This is a genomic window from Streptomyces sp. NPDC006134, from assembly GCF_040628835.1.
Classification (GTDB): domain Bacteria; phylum Actinomycetota; class Actinomycetes; order Streptomycetales; family Streptomycetaceae; genus Streptomyces.
In genome coordinates, this window is sequence record NZ_JBEXTV010000091.1 from 1 (window position 1) to 18593 (window position 18593).

General features: G+C 77.4%; 3 protein-coding genes. All 3 read left to right on the forward strand.

Annotated features, from left to right (window positions below; all coding sequences use genetic code 11):
• The coding region (locus tag ABZ340_RS34605) for an SDR family NAD(P)-dependent oxidoreductase (RefSeq protein ID WP_358785856.1) at positions 1-2783 on the forward strand (2783 nt) is incomplete at its 5' end.
• A gap of 12 nt (positions 2784-2795) precedes the next feature.
• Positions 2796-13775, forward strand: a complete 10980-nt coding sequence (locus ABZ340_RS34610) for an SDR family NAD(P)-dependent oxidoreductase (protein ID WP_358785857.1) — start codon at positions 2796-2798, stop codon at positions 13773-13775.
• Positions 13772-18593: SDR family NAD(P)-dependent oxidoreductase (locus tag ABZ340_RS34615; protein WP_358785858.1), on the forward strand; the 4822-nt coding region annotated here is incomplete at its 3' end. The genes ABZ340_RS34610 and ABZ340_RS34615, both read left to right, overlap by 4 nt.

Genomic DNA, 18593 nt, shown 5'->3' on the forward strand with positions numbered 1-18593 from the left:
CGTGTGTCGCGGGGGCGCTGTCGCTGGAGGACGCGGCGCGGGTGGTGGCGCTGCGGGCCCGGGCCCTGGCCGCGATCGCCGGCGACGGCGCCATGCTGTCGCTCCGCCTGGGCCGTGAGGAGACGGAGAAGCTGCTGCTCGGCGCCGGGACCGGCGGACTGGAGATGGCCGCGGTCAACGGCCCCGGCGCCGTGGTGGTGGCCGGTGACCCCGACGCCGTGCACGGCTTCCGGGAGTACTGCGCCGAAGCGGGTGTCGACGCGCGGGTGCTCCCCGTCGACTACGCCTCCCACACCTCCCACGTGGAGCGCCTGCGGGAAGCGGTCACCGCGCCGCTGTCCGGCATCACCCCCCGCACGGCCCGCGTCCCCCTCTACTCCACCCTGCGGGGCGCATTCGCCGACGGCCCCGAGCTGGACGCCGGCTACTGGTACGAGAACCTGCGCCGCACCGTGGAGTTCGAGGCCGCGATCGAAGCGCTCTCCGCGGCGGGTCACGATGCGTTCGTCGAGGTGAGCCCACACCCGGTGCTGAGCGGGAGCGTGCAGGAGACGCTCGGTGACGCGCCCCTCGTGGTGGGCTCCGTCCGGCGCGGCGACGACACGCCCGCACGCTTCCTGGCCTCCCTCGCCGAGGCCCACACGGGCGGCGTCGCGGTGGACTGGCGGGCCGTGCACGGCGACGGCGAGCCGGCCGACCTGCCGACCTACCCCTTCGACCACGAACGCTTCTGGCTGCTGCCCGACGCGTCCGGGCCCTCGCGCGCGGACGACGGATGGTGCTACCGCGTCGGCTGGCAGGAGACCACCGGCGGCACCCCGGGCGGCCCGGCCGGACGCTGGCTGCTCCTGCTGCCCGCCACGACGGACGGCCACCGGACCGGAACCGCCTGGTGCGACGCCGCGGCCACCGCCCTCGCCGAGCACGGGGCCCTGCCCCACGCGGTCACCGTCCCGCTCGACGACCCGCACGCGCTGACCGCCGCCGTCCGCGACGCCCTCGCCACCCGGGCCGGGTCCGGCGCGTACGCGGGGGTGCTCTCCCTGCTGGCCCTCGGCGACGGGGACGCCGGGACCGAGGCCACGCTCGGCCTCCTGCGCGCACTGGACGCGACGGACACCGGCGCACCCGTCTGGCTGGCGACGTGCGGCGCGGTCGGCACCGGCGCGGACGACCCCGTGACGTGCCCGGCCGGGGCGCAGGTGTGGGGCCTCGGCCAGGTGGCCGCGCTCGAACGCGGCGAGCGGCACACCGGCCTCGTGGATCTGCCGCGGGAGGCGGGCGAGGCGCAACGCGCCCTCCTGGCACGCGCGCTGACCGGCACGGAGGACCAGGTCGCGGTCCGGTCGCACGCCGTGTTCGCGCGCCGGCTGCTGCCCGCCGCGCCGGGCGCGGACCGGACGCCGGACACGGGCGACGAGATCGTGCCGAGGGGGACGATCCTCGTCACCGGCGGCACCGGCGGCCTCGGCGCGCTCACCGCACGCCGGCTGGCGGCCCGGGGCGCCCAGCACCTGGCACTGGTCAGCCGCCGGGGCGAGGCGGCACCGGGCGTCGCCCCGCTGGTCGCCGAGCTCACCGGCCTGGGCGCCGAGGTCACCGTGCACGCCTGCGACATCAGCGCGCGCGAGGCGGTGACCGGGCTCGTCGACGGGCTGCGCGCGGACGGCGCGACGATCACCGGCGTCGTGCACGCGGCCGGACTGAACCAGCAGACCCCGGTGCGGGACATGACCCCCGAGGAGTTCCGGCAGGTCCTCGCCGTCAAGGTGCAGGGTGCGCGGAACCTCGAGGACGCCTGCCCCGGCCTGAGCCTCTTCCTCCTCTTCTCCTCCGGCGCCGCCGTGTGGGGCAGCGCCGGGCAGGGGGCGTACGCGGCCGGCAACGCTTTCCTCGACGCCTTCGCCCACCACCGCCGCGCCCGGGGACTGGCCGCGACCTCCGTGGCCTGGGGGCTGTGGGCGGAAGGCGGCATGACGGACGACGCGGAGGCCGTCGCCCGGCTCCGGGACCAGGGCGTGCGCCCCATGCCCGGACACCGGGCGCTGGACGTGCTCGAGACGGTGCTGGCCGGTGACGAGACCGCCGTGGTCGTCGCCGACGTCGACTGGCCACGGTTCACCGAGACGTATGCGGCCCTGAGGGAACGGCCGCTGCTCGAGACGGTTCCGGGAGCCCGGGCCGCCGCGTCCGCGCGGCCGGCACCGGCGGCGGGAGCGACCCTGCGCGACCGGCTCGCCGGGCGGCCGCCGGCCGAGCAGCACCACGAACTGACGCATCTGGTGCGTTCCCACGCCGCCGCGGTCCTCGGGCACGAGGACCTCCGCGCGGTGGCGGTGGACACGGCCTTCCGCGAACTCGGCTTCGACTCGCTGGGCACCGTGCGCCTGCGCGGGCGCCTGAGCGAGGCCACGGGTCTCGCCCTGCCCGCGACCCTGGTCTTCGACCACCCCAACGCCGCCGCTCTGGCGGACCACCTCCGGTCCGAGCTGTTCGCGGACCGCCGCGACGACGAGGACGTCGTCGCGGCGGCGCTGGACGGACTGGACCGGCTCGAGGCGCGGCTCGCCGGCGTGCCCGGGCCGCGGCGTGCCGAACTGGCCCGGCACCTCGACCGCGTACTGACCGCCCTGCGGACCGGCGCGGCCGGCACCGGTCACGACGGTGCCTCGCACACACAGCCCTCCCCGCAGACGGATCTCGCCGAGGCCGGATTCGACGAACTGCTGGAGGCCCTCGGACGAGAGCTCGGCGACAACGGACAGCCGGCGGCGAACAGGTAAGGACACAACACGGTGACGGACAACGACAAGGTCGCTACATATCTGCGCCGGGCCACCCTGGACCTGCGAGCGGCCCGGCAGCGCATCCACGAGCTGGAGGCCGACCCGATCGCGATCGTCGGCACGGCCTGCCGGCTGCCCGGCGGGATCGACACCCCCGAGGCCTTCTGGGACGTGCTGGCGGCGGGCGAGGAGCGGCTGTCCGGTTTCCCGGACGACCGGGGCTGGGACCTGGCCGGCCTCTACCACCCCGATCCCGACCACCCCGGCACGACCTATGTGCGCACGGGGGCGTTCCTCGAGCGCGCCGGGGACTTCGACGCCGCCTTCTTCGGCATATCCCCGCGCGAGGCCGCCGCGATGGACCCGCAGCAGCGCCTGCTGCTGGAGACGTGCTGGGAACTGGCCGAGAACGCCGGGCTGGACCCGCACGCCCTGCGCGGCACGGAGACCGGGGTGTTCCTCGGCGTCGCCCGGCACGGCTACGGCGACGCCCGGGGCGCCGCCGAGGACACCGAGGGCTACGCGGTCACGGGTGCGGCGCCGTCCGTCGCGTCCGGCCGGATTGCCTACACCCTCGGGCTCGAAGGGCCCGCCATCACGCTGGACACCGCCTGCTCCTCCTCCCTCGTGGCCCTGCACCTGGCGGTGGCGTCGCTGCGCCGGGGCGAGTGCCGGCTGGCGATCGTGGGCGGCGCCGCCGTGATGGCCGGCCCCGAGGTGTTCGTCGACTTCGCCCGGCAGCGCGCCCTCGCACCCGACGGCCGCTCCAAGGCGTTCGGCGCGGGCGCGGACGGCTTCGGCTTCGGCGAGGGCGTCGCCGTGCTCCTCCTGGAGCGCCTGTCGGACGCCCGGCGCAACGGGCACACCGTGCACGCCGTCGTCCGTGGCACCGGGATCAACCAGGACGGTGCGAGCAACGGCCTGTCCGCACCCAGCAGAGCGGCCCAGCGCAAGGTCGTCGAGCAGGCGCTGGCCAACGCGGGCGTCGGGCCCGGCGAGGTCGACGCGGTCGAGGCGCACGGCACCGGCACCACCCTCGGCGACCCCATCGAGGCCCACGCCCTGCTCGACGCCTACGGCCGGCACCACAGCCCCGAGCGGCCGCTGTGGCTGGGCTCGGCGAAGTCGAACATCGGCCACACCCAGGCCGCCGCCGGCGCGGTCGGCGTGCTCAAGATGGTGCTCGCCCTCCGGCACGAGCGGCTGCCCAGGACCCTGCACGCCGAGGAGCCCTCCCCGCACGTCGACTGGTCCTCGGGCGCGCTGGCCCTGCTGGCCGAGGAGCGGCCCTGGCCGCGCGGCGACCGGCCCCGTTACGCCGCCGTGTCGGCGTTCGGCATCAGCGGCACCAACGCCCACGTGATCCTCCAGGAGGCCCCCGAGCCGCAGGAGGCCGGGGAACGCGCGGCGCCGCAGCCGGTGACCCCGCAGCGCCCGGTGCCCCTGGTCGTCTCCGCGCGGAGCGAGCAGGCCCTGCGCGCCCAGGCGGAACGACTGTCCGCCGTGGTCGCGGACCCCGCCGTCGACCTGCCCGACCTCGGCTTCTCGCTGGCCGTGTCCCGGGCCCGGCACGAGCACCGCGCGGTGGTCCTGGCCGGCTCCCGCGACTCGGCGCTGCCGGGGATGCGCGAGGTGGCCGCCGGCCGGGCGCGCCTCGGGGGAACCGTCGAGTCGGGCGCGCGCTCCGCCGTGTTCCTCTTCCCCGGCCAGGGTTCGCAGTGGGCGGGCATGGGCGCCGACCTGCTGTCGTGGTCACCGGTCTTCGACGAGGCGATCCGGGCCTGCGACGAGGCGATGGCCCCCTGGCAGGACTGGTCGGTGGCCGCGGTGCTCCGGCAGGAGCCCGGCGCCCCCGGGCTCGACCGCGTCGACGTGGTGCAGCCCGCGCTGTTCGCGGTGATGGTCTCCCTGGCCGCCCTCTGGCGCTCGTACGGCGTGGAACCGGCGGCGGTGGCGGGGCACTCGCAGGGCGAGATCGCCGCGGCCCACGTCGCCGGGATCCTCACACTCGAGGACGCCGCCCGGCTCGTGGTCCTGCGCAGCCGCCTGCTGCGGTCGCTTGCCGGGCAGGGCGCGATGGCGGCCGTGGCGCTGGACGAGGCCGCCGTACGGGACCTGCTCGGGCCGTACGGGGACGGCATCGAGGTGGCCGCGGTCAACGGTCCCGCCTCCGTCGTCGTCTCCGGCGGACCCGGGGCCGTACGGTCCTTCGTGGCGGGCTGCGCGGACCGGGGGGTCAGGGCCCGGACCATCGACGTGGACTACGCCTCGCACTCCGCGCAGATGGAGCAGGTCCGCGAGGAACTGGTCACGGCGCTGCGCGACCTGCGTCCGGCCCGCGCGCGGGTGCCCTTCCACTCGACGGTGACCTGCCGCCTTGTGGACGGCGAGGAACTGGACGCGCAGTACTGGTACCGCAACCTGCGCGAGCCGGTGCGCCTCCACGACGCCGTACGCCTCCTCGCCGCCGGGCACCACGACACCTTCATCGAGGTCAGCCCGCAGCCGGTGCTGGCGGCGACGGTCGGGGAAACGCTCGAGGCGGAGGGACGGGAGCCGGGCGAGGCCGTGGCCCTCGGCACCCTGCGGCGCGGCACCCCCGGCCCGGAGTCCTTCCTCACCTCCGTGGCGAGTGCCCATGTCGCGGGCGTGGACGTGCGCTGGCAGCCCGCCTTCGCCGACGCGCGGCGCGTCCCGCTGCCCACCTATCCCTTCCAGCGCAGGCACTACTGGACGTCCGCCGCCGCGCCCGCCCGCGGCGCCGGCGGGGTGACCTACCGCGTGGCGTGGACGCCCCTGCCCGCCGCGGAAGGGGCCGACGCGCGCGGGACGTGGCTGGTCGTCACCCCGGCCGCCGCCCCCGCCTGGGCCGGACCGCTGCTGACCGCGCTCCGCGACGGCGGCGGCACGCCGCTGGAATGCGTCCTGGGCCCGGACGCGGACCGCGCCGGGGCCGCCGCGGCCCTCACCGCCGCCACGGCGGGGACCACCGGGCTGCGGGGCGTGCTGTCGCTGCTCGCGGCCGACGAGTCGGACCACCGCGGCCGGGCGGGCGTGCCCGCCGGCGCCGTCGCCACCCTGACACTCCTGCAGGCCCTCGGCGACGCCGGCGTCGAGGCGCCGCTGTGGTGCCTCACCCAGGGCGCCGTGCAGACGCCCGAGGACGACGGCATCGGCTCGTTCGCGCAGTGCGCCGTGCACGGTCTGGGCCGGGTCGCGGGGCTGGAGCTCGGGCAGCGCTGGGGCGGCGTGGTGGACCTGCCGCGGGACGCGGACGAGGCCGGCGGTGCCCTGCTCGCCCGGGTGCCCGGCATCCTGGCCGGCGGGCGCGCCGCCGAGGACCATCTCGCCGTGCGCGCCGGCGGCCTGTACGGGCGGCGGCTGGTGCGGGCGCACACGCCGGCCGCCGAGGAAGGGGACGGCTGGCGCCCGCACGGGACCGTGCTCGTCACCGGAGCGGACAGCCCGATCGGGCAGCGGCTCGCCCGGTGGGCGGCCGACGGCGGCGCCGACCACCTGATCCTGGTGGGCGAGGCGGACGAGGAACTGCTGAGCGCGCTGCGGGAGAGCGGGACGACGGTCACCCGCAGCGCCGCGGACGAGGACGCCCTCCGGGCCGCCGTCGAGGCCGCCCCCCACGACGTCACCGCCGTCCTGCACGCCGCGACCCGCCTGGAGTTCGCACCGGTCCTCGAGACCGACCCGGACGACTTCGCCGCCACCGTGCACGCCAAGACGGGCCCGGCCCTCGCACTCTCCAGGGTGCTCGCAGGGCGGCCGGTGGAACGGGAGATCCACTGCTCCTCCGTGGCCGGTGTCTGGGGCGGCGCGGGCATGTCCGGATACGCGGCCGGCAGTGCCTGCCTCGACGCGTTCGCCGCACACCGGCGGGCCCAGGGCCACCCCAGCACCGCCGTGGCCTGGAGCCCGTGGACCCTGCCCGACGCCCCCCGCGGCACCGCCGGGCCGGCCGCGCAGCGCGGACTGCGCGGCCTGACGGCCGACCGCGCCCTGACGGCCCTGCGGTCCGTACTGGACTCGGGCGAGAGCGCCGTCGCGGTGTCCGACGTGGACTGGCCCGCCTTCGCCGCGGGCTACGGCGCGGTCCGGCCGACCGCGCTGTTCGCGGAGATCGCCGAGGCGCGCGAGGCGGCGGCGCCCGCGGCGGCGCCCGCTGGTCCGGGCAGCGGCCCGGCCGCCGCACTGACCGCCCGGCTCACCGGCCTGTCACCCGCGGAACAGGAGAAGGAGCTGATCACCGTGGTCGGCGAGGCCACCGCGGCGGTCCTCGGGCACGACAGCGCGCGGGACGTCGGCGGACGGCGGGCCTTCACCGAACTCGGCCTGGACTCGCTGGGCGCCGTGCAACTGCGCAAGCGGCTCGCCGCGGCCACCGGCCTGCGCCTGCCCGCCTCCCTGGTGTTCGACCACCCCACCGTCACCCGCCTCGCCCGCCACCTGCTCTCCCGGCTGGCCGTGGGCCCCGGCGGGGAGAACACCGCCGTGGCGACCGGGAACGCCCGGAACACCCGGGACACCCGGAACGCCGAGCAGGAGCCGATCGCCGTCGTCGCCATGGGCTGCCGCTTCCCCGGCGGCATCGGCTCGCCCGAAGAGCTGTGGCGGGCCGTCGTCGACGGCCGGGACCTCACGAGCGAGCTGCCCCGGGACCGCGGCTGGGACCTCGAGGCCCTCTGCCACCCCGACCCTGGCCACCCCGGCACCAGCTATGCCGACCGCGGCGGGTTCCTCACCGACGCGGCGGGCTTCGACGCGGAGTTCTTCGGCATCACGCCCCGCGAGGCCCTCGCGATGGACCCGCAGCAGCGGCTGATGCTCGAGGTCGCCTGGGAGACCGTGGAACGGGGCGGCATCGATCCGGAGCTGCTGCGAGGCAGCCGCGTCGGCGTGTTCGTCGGGTCCAACGGCCAGTCGTACATGCCGCTGCTGGAGAGCGAGGCTGCCCGGGTCGAGGGCTACCAGGGGCTCGGCAACTCGGCCAGCGTGCTGTCGGGGCGCCTCGCCTACGTCTTCGGCTGGCAGGGCCCGGCGATCACGGTGGACACGGCGTGCTCGTCGTCCCTGGTGGGCATCCACCTGGCGATGCGGGCGCTGCGGGGCGGCGAGTGCGCCATGGCCCTGGCCGGCGGCGTCACCGTGATCTCCGACCCGTACACCTTCGTGGACTTCAGCAGACAGCGCGGCCTGGCCGCCGACGGGCGGTGCAAGCCGTTCTCGGCGCGGGCGGACGGCTTCGGCCTCGCCGAAGGAGCCGGCGCGCTACTCCTCGAACCGCTCTCCCGGGCCCGGGAGCTGGGACACCCCGTGCTCGCGGTGCTGCGGGGCAGCGCGGTCAACCAGGACGGCGCGAGCAACGGACTGGCCGCGCCGAACGGCCCGGCCCAGGAGGAGGTGATCCGGCAGGCGCTCGCCGACGCCCGGCTGTCGGCGGCTGACATCGACGTGGTGGAGGCGCACGGCACCGGCACCCGGCTCGGCGATCCGATCGAGGCCGGGGCACTGCTGGCCACCTACGGGGCCGAGCGCGGGCGCCCCCTCGCGCTGGGCTCGGTGAAGTCCAACATCGGCCACACCCAGGCGGCCGCCGGCGTCGCCGGCGTGATCAAGACGGTGCTGGCGATGCGGCACGGCGTCCTCCCGCGCAGCCTGCACGCGGAAGAGCTCTCCCCCGAGATCGACTGGTCGGCGGGGACGATCCGGGTCCAGCGGGAGAACGAGGACTGGCCGCGGGGCGCGCGCGTGCGCCGGGCCGGGGTGTCGTCGTTCGGCGTCAGCGGGACCAACGCCCACGTCGTCCTGGAAGAGGCCCCGGCGGATCCGGCCGCGCCCGGCGGCCCGGCCGGACGGCCCGCGGCCGGCGCCCTCACGGCGGACGCGGTGGCCCTCCCGCTCTCGGCCCGTACGCGGAGCGCGCTGGCCGCGCAGGCACGCGCGCTGGCCGAGCTGCTGCGCACCTCGCCCGGGACCTCGCTGGCCGACACCGCGCGGACGCTCGCGTCCGGCCGGGCACGGTTCGACATCAGGGCCGGAGTGCTGGGCGACGACCGGGAATCGGTGTGCGCCGCCCTCGACGCCCTGGCCGCCGGCGAGACCGTGGCCGACGTGGTGCCGCCGCGCACGGCGGCCGCCCGCAGGGCCGTGCTGGTCTTCCCCGGCCAGGGCTCGCAGTGGGCCGGCATGGCCGGCGACCTCCTCGAGCGGTCGGCGGTCTTCGCCGCGTCGATGGCGGCCTGCGCGGCGGCGCTCGCCCCGTACACCGACTTCGACCTGCTCGCCACGGTGCGCGGCGACGGGCCCGAGGACGCGCTGACCCGGCCCGACGTCCTCCAGCCCCTGCTGTTCGCGGTGATGGTGTCGCTGGCGGAGCTGTGGCGGGCCCACGGGGTGGAACCGGCCGCCGTGGTCGGCCACTCGCAGGGCGAGATCGCCGCCGCCTGCGTCGCCGGGGCCCTCACCCTCGACACCGCCGCGAAGGTCGTGGCGCTGCGCAGCAAGGTGCTGCGCGAGCTGACCGGACAGGGCGGCATGGCCTCGGTCACCGCCTCGCCCGACGAGCTCGGCACGGCCCTTACGCCGTGGGACGGCCGCCTGAGCGTGGCCGCGGTGAACGGGCCGCGCTCCCTCGTCGTCGCCGGAGAGGCCACCGCCCTCGAGGAGTTCCTCGCATCGCCGCGGGCCGCGGGCATGAACCCGCGGCGGATCGCGGTGGGCTACGGCTCCCACTCCCCGCAGGTGGAACGGGTCGAGCGGCAGCTCGCCGACGCGCTGGGCACGGTCGACGCCCGGTCCGCCGCCGTGCCCTTCTGCTCGACCGTCACCGCGGGCCCGCTGGACACCGCCGGGCTCGACGCGGCGTACTGGTACCGCAACCTGCGCGGGACGGTCCGCCTCGAGGAGGCCGTACGGCACCTGCTGGACCAGGGCTTCGACACCTTCGTCGAAGTGAGCCCCCACCCTGTGCTGCTCCCCGGCATCGAGGAGACCGCCGAGAGCCTCGGCCGGGACGTCGTCACCCTCGCCTCGCTGCGCCGGGACCGCCCCGGGGCGCGCACCTTCCTGCGCAGTCTGCTGCAGGCCCGGGCCGACGGCCTGCCCGTCGACCTCGGGCCGGCCGTGGGGCCCGGCGGCACGGCGGAACTGCCGACCTATCCGTTCGAGCACACCTCCTACTGGCCGCGCCCGCGCCGCACCCGTGGCGACGCCACCGCGCTGGGCATGGACGCCGTGGCCCACCCCGTCCTGTCCACGGCGCTGGAGGTACCCGACGGCGGGTACGTCCTGACCGGCCGGATCGCGCTCGGGGACCAGCCGTGGCTGGCCGACCACGCCGTCGGCGGAACCACGCTGTTCCCCGGCAGCGCGCTGGTCGACCTGGCCCTGACGGCCGGCCGCCACGCGGGCACGCCCGCCGTGGAGGAACTGGTTCTCTCCGCCCCGCTGGTGCCCGGCCCGGCCACCGCCGTGCGCGTGACGGTCGGTGCCGCCGCACCGGACGGCACCCGCACGGTGGACGTCCACGCCCGCGACACACGCACCCCCGACGCGGCCTGGACCCACCACGCGACCGGTCTCCTCGGCGAGGCCGCGGCCCCGCCGACGGCCCCGGAGACCTGGCCGCCGGCGGACGCCCGGCCGATCGACCTGGACGCGGCCTACGCGCGCCTGGCCGACCGCGGCTACGCCTACGGGCCCGCCTTCCGGGCGCTGCGTGCCGCGTGGCAGCGCGGCGAGGAGGTGTACGCCGAGGCCGGACTCCCCGCGGCGGCGCAGGCCCCCACGGCCGGGGGCCGGGACGCGGCCGGGCCACCGGCCGCGGGCGACGAGGGCTACCTGCTGCACCCCGTCCTCCTCGACGCGGCGGCGCAGACCCTCGGCCTGAGTCCGCTGGCCGGCCGGGAAGGGGCGTTCCTCCCCTTCTCCTGGAGCGGGACCACCCTGTACGCGTCCGGCGCTACGACGGTCCGCGTGACGGCGGCCCCCGTCGGCGACGACGCGATGAGCCTGTCGGTGACCGACCCCACGGGAGCGCCGGTCGCCCGGGTGGGCGCACTGACCGTGCGCCCGGCCGACGGCGCCCCGCGGCACGGCGACGGGCAGGAGGCGGGCGCCGACGACCTCTACCAGCTCTCCTGGCGGCCCCTGCCGGAGACCTCCGCCGCGGCCGTGAGCTGCGCGACCCTCGGCGGCGGCCTGCCCGGACTCGGCAAGGACCACCCGGACCTCGCGGCACTGGCCGCGGCGGTCGCGGCGGGGGAGCCGGAACCCGACGCCGTCTTCGTGCGCTGCCGTCCGTGGCGGGCGGCGGACCCGGCCGCCTCCGTGCGCGAGAGCGTGCTGCACGCGGCCGGACTCGTCCGCGCGTGGCTCGACGCGCCGGAGCGGGCCGGCCGCCTGGTGTTCGTCACCCGGCACGCCGTGAGCACCGGCCCGGCCGACACGGAGACGGACCCCGCGCAGGCCGCGGTCTGGGGCCTGGTCCGCTCCGCTCAGGCGGAGTCGCCGGGGCACTTCGTGCTCGTCGACCTCGCCGGCGACGACACGGACCCCGCGGTCCTCGCCCGGTTCCCCGCCGTGCTCGACCACCCGCAGCTCGCGCTGCGCGGCGGCCTCGCGTGCGTGCCGCGGCTGTCCTCCACCCGCGCCGCGACGGCCCTGCTCCCGCCCCGGACGCCCGCCCGCCTGGAGCCCGCCGGCGACTCCCTGGACGCCCTCCGGTTCGCGGCGGCGCCGGACGCCGGACGGCAGCCGGGCCCCGGCGAGGTACGGGTCGAACTCCGGGCCACCGGTGTGAACTTCCGCGACGTCATGATCGCCCTCGGCATGTACCCCGGCGCCGCCGTCATGGGCACCGAGGGTGCCGGGGTCGTCACCGCCACCGGCCCGGACGTCACGGGCGTCACGGTGGGTGACCGGGTCATGGGCCTGTTCGAAGGCGCCTTCGGGCCGGTGGCGGTCACCGACCACCGGCTGGTCGTCCCCGTCCCCGAGGGGTGGAGCACCACCGAGGCCGCCGCCCTGCCCATCGCCTTCACCACCGCCCACTACGCGCTGCACGACCTCGCCGGCCTGCGGCCCGGGCAGACCGTCCTGGTCCACTCCGCCGCCACCGGCGTCGGCATGGCCGCGGTCCGCCTGGCCCGGCTGGCCGGGGCGGAGGTCTTCGCCACCGCCAGTCCCGCCAAGCACGGCGTACTGCGCCGGCTCGGACTCGACGACGACCACATCGCCTCGTCCCGGGAACCGGGATTCGGGCAGCGGTTCCGGTCCGCCGGCGGCGGCCGCGGCATGGACGTCGTGCTCAACTCGCTGACCGGTGCGCTGCTCGACGAGTCGGCGCGGCTCCTCGCGGACGGCGGGGCGTTCGTCGAGATGGGCAAGACCGACCTGCGCGACCCGGAGCGGTTCCGCGGGCGCTATCTGCCCTTCGACCTCGCCGACGCGGGACCGGACCGGCTCGGCGCGATCCTGGCCGAGGCCGCCGCCCTGGCGGCCGGCGGCCAGGCCGGGCCCCTCCCGGTCACGGCCTGGCCGCTCCAGCGGGCGTCGGCCGCCCTGCAGCACATGAGCACGGGGCGGCACACCGGGAAGCTGGTGCTCGTCCAGCCGGCGCCGCTCGATCCGGACGGCACCGTACTCGTCACCGGCGGCACGGGCACCCTGGCCCGGCTGCTGGCCCGCCACCTCGTGACCCGGCACGGGGTGCGCCACCTGCTGCTGCTCGGCCGCCGGGGGCCCGCCGCACCGGGAGCGGCCCGGTTCGAGGCCGAACTGGGCGAGCTGGGCGCGGCCGTGACCACCCTCGCCTGCGACGTCTCCGACCGCGCCGCGCTCGCGGCGGCGCTCGACGGCATCCCCGCCGAGCACCCGCTGACCGGCGTCGTCCACACCGCGGGGGTGCTCGCGGACGGCCTGGCCTCCTCCGTGGGACAGGAGGAACTGGCCGAGGTCCTCGCGCCCAAGGCCGACGCCGCATGGCACCTGCACGAACTCACCGAGGGCCGCGAGCTGAGCTTCTTCGCCCTGTTCGGCTCGGGCGCCTCCGTACTGGCCGGGCCGGGCCAGGGCGCGTACGCGGCGGCCAACGCCGCGCTGGACGCGCTGGCCCGGTACCGGCAGGCGCGCGGGCTGCCCGCGACGTCCCTCGGCTGGGGGCTGTGGGAGGAGGCCAGCGGCCTGACGGGCGCGCTGGACGAGCGGGACACCCGGCGGATGGCCCGGGCGGGCATGCTGCCCCTGCCGACCGAGCGGGCCCTGGCCCTGTTCGACCTCGCGCTCCGGCGCGGCGACCCGGTCCTGTACCCGCTGCGCCTGGACACCTCCCGGCCCGAGGGCCCGGACGGTGCCCCCGAGGTGCTGCGCGGGCTGCTGCACACGCCGTTGCGCCGGGCCGCCCGGGAACCCTCCGGCGGGGACGGGCTCGCCGCCCGCCTGGCGCCGCTGCCGCGCCCCGGCCGGCTCGCCGCCCTGACGGAGGCCGTACGGGCCCAGGCAGCCGCCGTCGCCGGGTACGACACGGCCGACGCGGTGCCGCCCGGTCGGCACTTCAAGGACCTCGGCTTCGACTCCCTGGCCTCGGTCGAGCTGCGCAACCGCCTGGGTTCCGCGGTCGGGCTGCGGCTGCCGAGCACCCTGGTCTTCGACCACCCGACACCCGAGGCGGTGGCCGCCTACGTGGACGGCCGGCTGTTCCCGGACGCGTCCGGCGCCCCGGAGGCGGACCCGCCGGGCCCGGCCGCCGAGGCCCTCGGGCACCTCGCCGCGCTGGAGGCGGCGCTGGACGGTTGGCGGGACGCGGCCGGGGACGCGGCCGGTGAACGCGGGGCGATCGAGGCGCGGCTGACGGCCCTGCTCGGCAGATGGAGCGCCACGGGCGGCGGGGACTCCCGCACGGCCGTCGACGACGTCGACGACGAGGAACTGTTCGCACTTCTCGATCAGCGGTTCGGTGAGGGGAACGAGGGACGATGAGCGGGGACCAGGAGACCACCGAGACCAAGCTGCGCCGCTACCTGCGGCGGACGGCCGGGGACCTGGAGGCCGTCAGCGCGCGGCTGCGGGAGACCGAGTACCGGGCCGGCGAGCCGATCGCGGTCGTCGGCATGGGCTGCCGGTTCCCCGGCGGCATCGACAGCCCGGCCGCCCTGTGGGAGTTCCTCGTGGCGGACGGCGACGCCGTCTCCGGCCCGCCCGCCGACCGCGGCTGGGACACCGCCGCCCTCGACGGATGCGCCGGAGGGTTCCTGCACGACGCCGCCGGCTTCGACGCGGACTTCTTCGGCATCTCGCCGCGCGAGGCACTGGCCATGGACCCGCAGCAGCGGCTGCTCCTCGAGGTCGCCTGGGAAGCCCTGGAGCGCGCCGGTTTCGACCCCGCGTCGCTCGGCGGCACCGCCACGGGGGTCTTCGCCGGAGTCGGCGCCGTCGACTACGGGCCGCGCCCCGACGAGGCGTCACCGGACGTGCTCGGATACCTGGGCACGGGCACGGCCTCCAGCGTGGCCTCCGGCCGGGTGGCGTACGCGCTCGGCCTCGAGGGCCCGGCGCTGACCGTGGACACCGCCTGCTCCTCCTCCCTCACCGCGACCCACCTGGCCATGCAGTCGCTGCGCCGCGGGGAGTGCACGACCGCGCTCGCGGGCGGCGCCACCGTCATGAGCACCCCCGGCGCGTTCACCGAGTTCCGCAGCCAGGGAGGACTGGCCGCGGACGGCCGGTGCAAGCCCTTCGCCCAGGCCGCCGACGGCTTCGGACTGGCCGAAGGCGTCGGCCTCCTGGTGCTGCAGCGGCTGTCCACGGCACAGCGGGAGGGCCGCCGGGTGCTGGCCGTGCTGCGCGGCTCGGCGGTCAACCAGGACGGCGCCAGCAACGGCCTCACCGCCCCCAACGGCCCGGCTCAGCAGCGGGTGATCCGGCAGGCGCTCGAGGACGCCCGGCTCGGCCCCGCCGACGTCGACTACGTCGAGGCGCACGGCACCGGCACCACCCTGGGCGACCCCATCGAGGCCCACGCCCTGCTGGAGACCTACGGCGCCGGACGGCCCGGGGACGCCCCGCTGTGGATCGGCTCGGTGAAGTCCAACATCGGGCACACCCAGGCGGCCGCCGGCGTCGCGGGCCTGATCAAGACGGTGCTCGCCCTCCGGCACGGCCGGCTGCCCCGCATCCTCCACCTCGACACCCCCTCGTCGCGGATCGACTGGGACATGGGCGCCGTCGTACCGCTCGGCGAGACCCGGCCGTGGCCGCGCGGCACCCGCCCGCGCCGCGCGGGAGTCTCCTCGTTCGGCATCAGCGGGACCAACGCGCACGTGCTCGTCGAAGAGGCCCCCGAACCGGACCCGGCCCCGCGGCCACCGGCCGGCGGCCAGGAGGAAGGGCTGTATCCGCTGCTCCTGTCCGGCCGGACCGGGGACGCCCTGCGGGCCCAGGCCGAACGGCTCGCCGCCCACCTGGAGCGGCCCGGCGCCGACCCGCTGCCGGACACCGCCTTCACCCTCGCCACCCGGCGCACCGCGTTCGAACACCGCGCCGTCGTCCTCGGCGGCCGCGCGGACGCCCCGGCCGCCCTGCGCGCCGTGGCCCGGGAGGAGCCCCACGCCCGAGCGGTCACCGGCACGGCGCGCCCGGGCCGGAAGGTCGTGATGGTCTTCCCGGGGCAGGGGTCGCAGTGGGCGGGGATGGCCGCCGGACTGCTGGCCGCCTCGCCGGTCTTCGCCCGCCGCATGCGCGACTGCGAGCAGGCGCTGGCCCCCCACGTCGACTGGTCGCTGACCGAGGTGATCGCCGGCGGGGCGCCGCTGGAGCGGGTGGACGTCGTCCAGCCCGCGCTGTTCGCGGTGATGGTGTCGCTGGCGGAGCTGTGGCGGGCCCACGGCGTCGAACCGGCCGCGGTGATCGGGCACTCCCAGGGGGAGATCGCGGCCGCCTGCGTCGCCGGCGCCCTGTCGCTCCAGGACGCCGCGAAGGTGGTCGCGGTGCGCGCCAAGGCGCTGCGGTCCCTCGCCGGCAGCGGCGGCATGGTCTTCCTGGCCCGCTCCGCGGAGCAGGCCGAAACGCTGCTCGCGCCGTACGGCGGCGCCCTGTCGATCGCCTCGGTCAACGGCCCGGGGGCGGTGGTGGTGGCCGGCCCCCGGGAGCACCTGGACGCGCTGCTCGAGGCCTGCGCGGCCGACGGCGTCCGGGCCCGGAACATCCCGGTGGACTACGCCTCCCACTCGGCCATGGTCGAGCCGCTGCGCGAGGAGCTGACGGCCGCGCTGTCCGGTGTCGTCGCCCGCACCGCGCCCGTGCCCCTGTACTCCACGACGACCGGTGAGCCGATCGACACCGCCGCCATGGGAGCCGACTACTGGTACCGCAACCTCCGCGAACCGGTGCGGTTCGAGACGGGGACGAGACTGCTGGCCGAGGCGGGCTTCGACGCCTTCGTCGAGGTGAGCCCGCAGCCGGTGCTGGGCCCCGGCATCGAGGCGACCCTGGAGGCGGCGGGCGCCGACGCCGTGGTCCTCAGCACCCTGCGGCGGGACGCGGGCGGAGCCGACCGGTTCCTGACGGCGCTCGCCGAGGCGCACGTGAGCGGCGTACGGGTCGACTGGCGGGCCGCCGCACCGGACGGCGCCGTGGCCGAACTCCCCTGCTACCCCTTCCAGCACCGCCCGTTCTGGCACACGGCACCCGGCCGCCCGGCCGAGGGCGCCGGCCCGCAGCGGCGCTACCGGGTGGAGTGGCGGGACGCCGCGTGGGAAACGGCCCCGCTCACCGGCCCCGTCCTCCTGGTGACCGGCCGTCAGGTCCCCGGCACCTGGTACGACACGGTCCGCGCGGCCCTCGAACGCGCCGGTGCGACGGTCACCGCCGTCGACTGCGGCGGACCGTCACGCTCCGCGACGGCGGCGGCCCTGCGCGCGGCCGTGGCCGCCGGGGAGCCGGCGGCGGTTCTCTCGCTGCTCGCCCTGGACGCTCCCGCGGACGGCACCGCCGCCGCGCCGCACCTGCCGGCGTGGCGGACCCTGACCCTGGCCCAGGCCCTGGGCGACGCCGGCGTCGAGGCGCCGCTGTGGGTCCTGACCCGGCGCGCCGTGGCCGTGACCGAGGAGGACGCGGAGCCCGACCCCGCCCAGACGGCGGTGAGCGGCCTCGGCCGGGTCGTCGGCCTGGAACACCCCGGGCGCTGGGGCGGGTCGATCGACCTGCCCGCGCCGGACGGGGACCTCGCCGCGGCGATGACGGCGGTGCTCGCCCGGCCCCGGGACGAGGACCAGGTCGCGGTCCGCGCGACCGGGACCAGGGTTCCCCGGCTCGTGCCCGCCCCGGCCGACGCGTCCGCCGCCGCGCGCGGCTGGTCGCCGCGCGGCACCGTCCTGGTGACCGGAGGCACCGGCGGGATCGGCGCCCATGTCGCGCGCCGCCTGGCGCGCGCGGGCGCCGCACATCTCGTACTCACCAGCAGACGGGGCCCGAACGCGCCGGGGGCCGCGCGGCTCAGGGACGAACTGGCCGCTCTGGGCGCCGGGGTGACCCTCGCCGCCTGCGATGTCGCGGACCGGGAGGCGCTGGCCGCGCTGCTGGCCGAGGAGCGCGCGCTCGGCCGGAACGTCGAGGCCGTCTTCCACACGGCCGGCATACCGCAGTCCACGCCGCTGGACCGCATCACCGAGGAGGAGTTCGCGAGCGTCACCGCCGCCAAGACCGCCGGGACGGCGCACCTCGACGAGCTCTGCCCCGACGCGGACGCCTTCGTGCTGTTCTCGTCGAACGCCGGGGTGTGGGGCGCGGCCCGGGCGGGCGCCTACGCGGCGGCCAACGCCTTCCTGGACGGCTTCGCGCGGCGGCGTCGGCACCGCGGGCTGCCCGCCGTGTCCGTCGCGTGGGGGCTGTGGGACGGACCGGGCATGGCCGGCGATGCGGGCCAGGACTTCCTGCGCCGCCAGGGCGTGCGGCCGATGCCGCCCGAGCAGGCCCTCGCCGAACTGGGCACGTGCCTGGACCACGACGAGGCCTGCGTCTCCGTCGCCGACCTAGACCTGCGGGCGTTCCTCGACCTCATGGGCGCCGCACGGCACCGGCCGCTGTTCGACGAGCTCGCACGGACGCTGCCCCCCGTTCCCGCGGCCGGCCGCGCGCGGGAGGAGGGCGGGCAGGGCCGCTCCCGGCTGCGGGAGAAGCTGCTGCCGCTGTCGGCCGGGGAACGGCGGGAACACCTGCTGCGCCTGGTGCGGGCCGAGGCCGCCGCGGTGCTCGGGCACACGGACGCCGGGGCCCTCGACGGGGACCGCGCCTTCCGGGACCTCGGCTTCGACTCGATGACCGCGGTGCAGCTCCGCAACCGGCTCACCGCGCTCACCGGTCTGCGCGAGGCGACCACCCTGGTCTTCGACCGGCCCAGCGTGACCGCCCTCGCCGACTACCTGATGGACCGGCTGTTCGGCGCGGAGGAGACCCCGGCCGGCGGGGCGGAGTCCGGGCCGGGGCCGCGGCCCGCCGCCGGCGACGCCGCGCCCGGGGACGACCCGATCGCCGTCGTGGGCATGGCCTGCCGGTTCCCCGGCGGCATCGACTCCCCGGACGGCCTGTGGGAGTTCGTCGCCGCCGGCCGGGACGCCGTCTCGGAGATACCCGCCGACCGGGGCTGGGACCTCGACCGCCTCTCGGGCCCCGCCGCCGACGGCACGGCCGGCCCCCGTCACGGGGCCTTCCTCGACGGCGCGGGGGACTTCGACGCGGCGTTCTTCGGGATCTCGCCGCGCGAGGCGCTGGCGATGGACCCGCAGCAGCGCCAGGTCCTCG